Raw genomic sequence first — 7062 nt, 5'->3', positions numbered from 1 at the left:
ATGAAATAATTGGCTGCAAAAAAGCCTATACCTAAGAGGATAAAGACAATTCCTTTGATAATAAAAGGGTAGGAACTATCAAAAAATCGTATAGCAATCTCAACAGAGATGACCGAAAGGCCATAATTGACCACTAAACTACGTTCGCTCTTAAATCCTTTCCAAATATAGTAAGCACCAAAGGCTAAAATAACTAAATCATATAGGTAAAGGCGCACTAAATAGATAGAAAATATATACAACAGAGGAAAAACTAATACAAGATCCAGTGTTTTTTCCTTTTTATCTATATAATAATACTTTGCAATAAGTAAAAAATAGAAAAGTACTATAGCAATGGTCGTATATAGGGTGTAATTATTAAAAGAAGGAAAATCTTCTATAAAGAAACAAATAGGAATACACAGAAGGGCAGCTACCTTATAGGCATTGTAATAAATACTTGTCTGTAGATACTTTCCTATCATGATATAAATAGCAGCGAGCAAGACAAACCAAAGGATAGTGCTATCATCTCTTAGATTTGCAGAGAGAATGGACAAGGCTATTCCGGTAAAGACTACGGTAAGCCAATGAAAGGCATAAGTAATCGCACTATTTGCCTGATGCCTTATATGCCAAATATAAAAAGGTAAGATAAGTGCAAAAGCCGCCAAGGAAGTATAATAAGTAGTCCATTCTTCTCTATCCCCTAAAACACAAAGTGTGCCTATACCTATATAATAGAGCACAGCGGTTGCTCGTGAGCGCATAAGGTAGAGGGTAGGCAGGGCTAAGATAAGCCAGAGAGAGAGAAAACTGGTGAAGGAACTATCAGGTAAGTTATATACCTGATGTACCATAGCAATTGCTGCCCCTATGGACAAGGCGGTGAAGGCAGCGGCGGCTTCCCCCCACCAAGAGGTAAGTCCCTTTTTGAAAAGCAGGTAGCCACAAGCAGTCTGCCCTGCCAATAAGGGAAGGAAGGAGAAAAAGGTCTTTATCCAGCGAGGAAGCTCGTCCCAGTTATGCGCCAAAAGGACAATAACTCCCAAAGCAATAAGAATCGCCCCCAGTGCTCCAAAGACAGTCAGAAGCCTATGGGAGGAGTTACTCTGGGTACGCTGCTCGGCATAGTGGCGGATACGCTCGGCCACTTCGGGGGAGATGACCTCGGCGGCGGTGAGTTCGTCCAATTCTTTTAGGATTTTCATATTATTAGGTTTTTAATAAGGTGATAAACTTGTCTATATACAGTTGTTTTTCCTTGGATTTGTATTGCTCTATATAGCGTGGGTGCTCCAGAACGACCATTTTTTTGAACAGAGAAGCCTCTTTGTTAAGCTTTTCCAAGAAAGTAGCGTTTTTCTTACCTAAGATATACACCTCATTGGTGTCTAGGCCTAGGGCAATATGTTTTTTGAGTGTCTCTATCATATAGGCACGGGTCATGGCAAAAAGCTCTGGATCATCATAGTAGTTGGCATTGAGCCAGTTTCCTTGTGCATTCTTACGAACAATAGCCAAGGGGAAGGGAGAGTTGATATAGTAATCCTTGTAAAAAGCTTCTACACCACCATATTGGGTAATCATATCATAGACGAATACCGAAGAGACCTCATGGGTACGAGCCGAAATCATGGGAATCCCACAATCATTTTCCAAGTGCTTGGTGTCAGTAAAAGGTACTCCTGTAACCCCTGCTCCGTGTCGGCTAGGATTGATACCAATGATGAATTTGCGAGAGGTCTCGTCATTGTAAAATCTATTATAAAAAGCCGTCATCACCTCTAATGTCTCGGGGTTGTCCAAGTAAGGGTTTAGCACGGCAAAGCCTTCAGGAAGACTTCCAGTATATTGTAAGCCCTTGTTGAAGGCAATGATACGCTGCCCTATGGTAAGGGCAGCGGTAGAGGAAAGCTGTGTCATGGGTTATAAAAGTCCTTTTTGGGTAAGGTGTTCGATACTCTCTTCTACTACCTCATAGACCCTATCAAGTTGTTTGTCAGTGATGATATAGGGAGGTAATATATATATGGTATGATATACAGGACGTAGTATCACCCCATGAGCGATATAAAATCGATAGAGTTCATTACGAATAGCCCCGTAATATTCTCCTGTATCAGGTACTTTCAAGTCCAAAGCCATAATCACTCCTAGGGTACGGGTACGGGCAACCTTGGGGTGTTTGTCCATCTTAGCAGCAAAGGCAACATGCCTATTGTGGATACGCTTGAGGTTGGCTTGCATTTCTTCCTCGGCAAGTATCTTAAGGCTCTCCAAGGCAATAGCGCAACCAGTAGGATTGGCCATAAAGGTATGTCCGTGGAAGAGTGCTTTACTTATGTCATCACTATAAAAAGCATCATAAATAGCCTTGGTAGTGGTTGTTACTGAAAGGGGGATAGTACCTCCCGTGAGTGCTTTGGAAAGACAAATCATATCAGGCATCTGCTTGAGATAATCACAAGCAAAGGTTTTGCCCGTCTTTCCGAAGCCTGTCATCACCTCATCGGCAATGGTAAGTACTTGGTGCTCACGGCATATTTGGATCAGTTCGTCCAAGACTTCTGGAGCGTACATACGCATACCCGCCGCACCGAGGACTAAGGGTTCAAAGATAAAGGCAGCACACTTCTCTTGGACAATTACCTCCAAGAGACGCTGCTTGCAAGCCTCCTCCTGTCCCTTTTCAGGGATAGGGATACGTACCACCTTGAGCAATTGATCCTGAAAAGCGGTAGTATAGAGTGAAATACCAGATACGGCCATAGCCGCAAAAGTGTCCCCATGGAAGGCCTCCTCAAAGGCGATGAAGGTAGTGCGCTTCTCTCCACGGTTATAGTAATATTGTAAGGCGATTTTTACAGCCACCTCCACTGCGGTAGAGCCATTGTCCGAGAAGAACACTTTGCTTTGGTTCTTAGGCAGGATCTTAAGAAGCGCCTCAGCCAAGTCACAAGCAGGCTGGTGGGTAAAGCCCCCGAAAAGCACATGCTCTAGAGAGGTAAGTTGCTCGTAAGCTTTCTTTGCCAAGCGTTCGTTGCTATGACCGTAAGGGTTTACCCACCAAGAGGCGATGGCATCAATATACGTATTGCCGTTTTCGTCCCAAAGGAGGGCATCTTTCCCCTTTACAATAGCGATAGGGGTATCGCTCGTTTTGTGTTGGGTATAGGCGTGCCAGAGGTATTGCTGGTCTTTTTCAGAAAGTGTCATCTTTTTTCCTGCAAAAGTACGAATTAATTTGCTAATTTGCTAATGAGCACATGACCTAATTTGCTAATGAGATTAAAAAAATAGCTATTGAGATTAAATCCATATAAGAGTATTCTTCCTATCTTTGTCATGTAATTCAAAGCCAATATACATGATACGCAATCTTAGCTATATAATCCATCTTAATCCTCGTGGGGTATGGCGCAGTGTGCTATGGGAGCTTGTCCATAGTGGGTTTATCACAACACCATCGGGCATACTACTGTTGGTGGTATGGGAGTTGTTCAAGGAGCAACCCAATACCTCTCTTATTTGGACAATGGTAGGGGTGATGTGTTTGTTGCTTCTTCTACAGTTTTTTGTGGCCTCCCGCAGTCTTGTCTCGTCCAACCTATTGGCCTATGACCTTTCTAAGGATATACGTATTAAATTAGGTAATCATCTGCAAAGGCTCTCTTTAGGTTTTTTCAAAAAGCGTGACCCAGGGGAGATAGGCTCAGTAATTATGCAAGATGTAGCCAGCTTTGAGCATATTTTCAGTCATAGCTTTGGTCATATCACTGCGGCACTCTTCGGGACACTGATGCTCTCAGGTTTTTTGTTCTACTGTGATTGGCGGCTGACGCTCTGCCTATGGATAGCACTCCTGCTGATTATACCTTTCCTAAAGCTCGGTACTTTCTTAGTTGATAAATGGGAGCTAAGCAAGGGACAGGTCAAAGCACGCAATGAGGTAGCAGCCAAGTTTTTGGAATATGTACAAGGTATTCGTCACCTGAAGTCCTATGGTCTTATAGGCGATCATAACCTCAGTTTGGACAAGGCCTATGCTGACCTTCGCCAAAAGAGTATTCGGTTGGAGGCTGTCCCAGGCCCTACCGTTACTATGGCTTATATTATCCTTGAGATAGGCTTTATTCTTATGCTCGCTTTGGGCTTATATTACCTTATCCACCAAGAAATTACGATACCTGTACTGATGGTCTTTCTCATCTTGGGCTATAACCTTTATAATCCTGTCAAAGTGGTGCTGGTGGATTACCTCATGCTCCGCTATATGAATGAGAGCCTCACAAGGGTAATAGAGGTACTTGAGGAGCCTACCATGGATACTGCTGAAAATGAGTTTCCTACTCACTTTGATATCGCCTTCCACAAGGTAGATTTTGCCTACCTACCAGACAAACTCACCCTTAGTGGCCTTAATTTTACCATACCAGAGCATAGTATGGTTGCCCTTGTAGGGCATTCGGGTTCGGGGAAGACTACCATAGCCTCGCTTATAGCCCGTTTTTGGAATGTAACTAAGGGGTGTATCACCATAGGAGGGGTGGATATACGCCATATCCCACCTGATCGCTTCTATGGACTGATCAGCGAGGTATTTCAGGAGGTCTATCTCTTTGATGATACCATATATAATAATATCAAGATAGGTAATCCTCAAGCCACTGAAGCTCAAATCATAGCGGCTGCTAAGCGGGCTCAGGTGCTTTCCTTTGCTCAAGAACTGCCCCAAGGTATGCACACCCCAGTAGGGGAGGGGGGTAACCGACTCTCGGGCGGGGAAAAGCAGCGTATCAGTATCGCTCGTGCTTTGCTTAAGGATGCTCCGATCATTCTGCTTGACGAGGCTACTGCCAGCCTTGACCCTGAGAACGAAATCTATATACAACAAGCTATTGAAGAACTGGTAAAGGATAAAACAGTGGTGGTCATCGCTCATAAGCTCTCTACCATTAAGCATGCTGATAAGATACTTGTTTTGGAGAATGGAAAACTTGCCCAAGCAGGCACTCATGATGAACTCTTGGCTCAAAAAGGACTCTACGAGCGTCTTTGGACACTCCAACAAACTTCTAATGGATGGAAACTAATTAGCAAATGAGCCAATTAGACAATTGGTAAATTAATACATTGATATTTATGAAAAGACTACTTCAAATAGCAGGTCAACGTAAGGGCTTACTTTTTACCTCCTGTATCTTAGCCGTATTACATAGTGTGCTGAGCTTGGTACCTTATGCCTTGGTATTCTACATTATCAAAGAGCTTACCAAGCGGGTACCCGATTTTTCGCTCACTTACTCCTATGTAAGTTATGCTATAGGGGCGATTCTTATCAGCATGTTGGCTTTTTTCCTTTCAGGTGTTCTCTCGCATATAGCTGCCTTCAATATCCTCTATGGGCTACGCAAAACCCTCACTAATAAGGTGGGTGCACTGCCAATGGGCTACCTTTCGCATCGCAATTCGGGGGCTTTCAAAAAGATTATCTCCGATGATGTGGAGCGAATAGAGACTTTTGTGGCGCATCAAATTCCTGATTTTGTCAAAGCGGCAGCCCTACCCTTGCTGACTATTAGTTATCTCTTTAAGGAGGATTGGCGCTTGGCACTTATCAGTTGCTTACCCCTTGTGGTATTGGCACTTATCATGCCACTGATGTTGGGTAAGAAAAACCAACATCTTACTGAGAAATACCATCACTCCCTTGAGGAACTCAGCTCTGGTATAGTGGAGTATGTACGGGCAATGCCAGTGATGAAAATCTTCCAACAATCGGCCGAGACCTTTGAAAAATATGGTAAAAAGGTATATATTTTCCACCGCTTTGTAAGCGATTGGATACGACATAGTTCAGCTCCCTTTGCTATCTTTATGAGCTTTGCTAGCAATGCCATGTTACCTGTTTTGGCACTGGGGTTGTACCTATATTTTAGGCAAGGAGTAAGCCTACCGACATTACTCTTATTCCTTATCTTAGGGACAGGCTATATGAGGCCTCTCTTTGTGATGAGCAATATGGTTATGCAACTACAACTGATAGAACAAGGGGTACAGCAGATAGATGCCATTCTTACCCAGCCGATACTCCCTGAAGGGAAAACAAGTGAAGCGCCACAGAATCATGATATTTGCTTTGATCAAGTTTCTTTTGCCTATGAGGCAGACCGCTATGTACTTGAAGATATTAGCTTCACCGCTAAGGAAGGTACCATTACCGCTTTGGTAGGCCCATCGGGGGCGGGGAAAAGCACTGTAGGGCAGTTGCTCTCCCGCTTTTGGGACGTAACGAAGGGGCGTATCACCATCGGAGGGATAGATATATGTGAGTTTCCTACCGAAGTGCTTATGCGGCAAGTATCGTTTGTCTTCCAAGATAGCTTTATGTTCCAACAAACAATGTATGAGAACATTCGTATGGGAATGGATAAGACCCAAGACGAGGTGATAGCAGCTGCCAAAGCGGCTCAGTTACACGACTTTATTATGAGCCTACCCCAAGGATATGAGACTCGTTTTGGACAAAGTGGCGTACACCTTAGCGGAGGCGAACAACAGCGCTTCCAGCTGGCACGAGCTATCCTCAAGGATGCTCCTATATTGGTCTTGGACGAAGCCACTGCCTTTGCTGACCCAGAGAACGAACACAAGATACAAGAGGCTTTTGCTCAGCTTATTAGGGGAAAGACCGTACTTGTGATTGCCCATCGCCTTTCTACTATTACTACAGCCGACCAGATTATTGTCTTTGAAAAAGGACATATCAACGCCGTAGGTACTCATAATGAGCTATTAGAGCATAGTCCGCTCTACAAGCGTATGTGGGACGCTCATAACCGCGCTAAAGAATGGAAGCTAATGAGCTAAATAACCTAATTGGTAAATTGACAAATTGGCAAATTGGTTTATATTTTTTTGGTAATCTTGTGAAGATATCGTACCTTTGTCCCGATGAGTGAAAAATGAAAAATGAAGCGTGAAAAGCTCACCATTCACTGATATTGCTAAAAAGATAATCCAAATGAAATACAAGAGAATCCTCCTCAAGCTAAGTGGAGAAGCCCTTATGGGAGA

Annotated in this window: 5 protein-coding genes; 2 read left to right on the top strand and 3 right to left on the bottom strand. The window is 43.5% G+C overall.

Going from position 1 to position 7062, the window contains the following annotated elements; genetic code table 11:
* From Q0625_RS07845 to bioA, 3 genes are all read right to left on the bottom strand, one after another.
* On the bottom strand, positions 1-1193 hold a 1193-nt coding region (locus Q0625_RS07845; RefSeq protein ID WP_298825466.1), incomplete at its 3' end, for a DUF2157 domain-containing protein.
* Between the two features lie 4 nt (positions 1194-1197).
* The gene (locus tag Q0625_RS07840; protein ID WP_298825463.1) at positions 1198-1908 is read right to left on the bottom strand and encodes an SMUG2 DNA glycosylase family protein; all 711 of its coding nucleotides are present in this window, start codon (positions 1906-1908) and stop codon (positions 1198-1200) included.
* 3 nt (positions 1909-1911) lie between these two features.
* Entirely contained in the window at positions 1912-3201 is a 1290-nt protein-coding gene (gene bioA, locus Q0625_RS07835; RefSeq protein ID WP_298825460.1) for an adenosylmethionine--8-amino-7-oxononanoate transaminase, read from the bottom strand.
* 151 nt (positions 3202-3352) lie between these two features.
* Between bioA and Q0625_RS07830 the strand changes: the two genes are divergently transcribed.
* Together Q0625_RS07830 and Q0625_RS07825 are read left to right on the top strand one after the other, a co-directional pair.
* A complete protein-coding gene (locus Q0625_RS07830; RefSeq protein WP_298825455.1) occupies positions 3353-5089 on the top strand; it encodes an ABC transporter ATP-binding protein in 1737 nt (578 codons plus the stop codon).
* 38 nt (positions 5090-5127) lie between these two features.
* Positions 5128-6855: an ABC transporter ATP-binding protein gene (locus Q0625_RS07825; RefSeq protein ID WP_298825452.1), complete on the top strand. Its 1728-nt coding sequence runs from the start codon at positions 5128-5130 to the stop codon at positions 6853-6855.
* The last annotated feature ends 207 nt before the right edge of the window (positions 6856-7062 follow it).

The organism is uncultured Capnocytophaga sp. (genome assembly GCF_938029845.1).
GTDB lineage: Bacteria > Bacteroidota > Bacteroidia > Flavobacteriales > Flavobacteriaceae > Capnocytophaga.
Note: the sequence above shows the minus strand (reverse complement) of the source record. Positions and strands in the feature narration are given on the sequence as shown.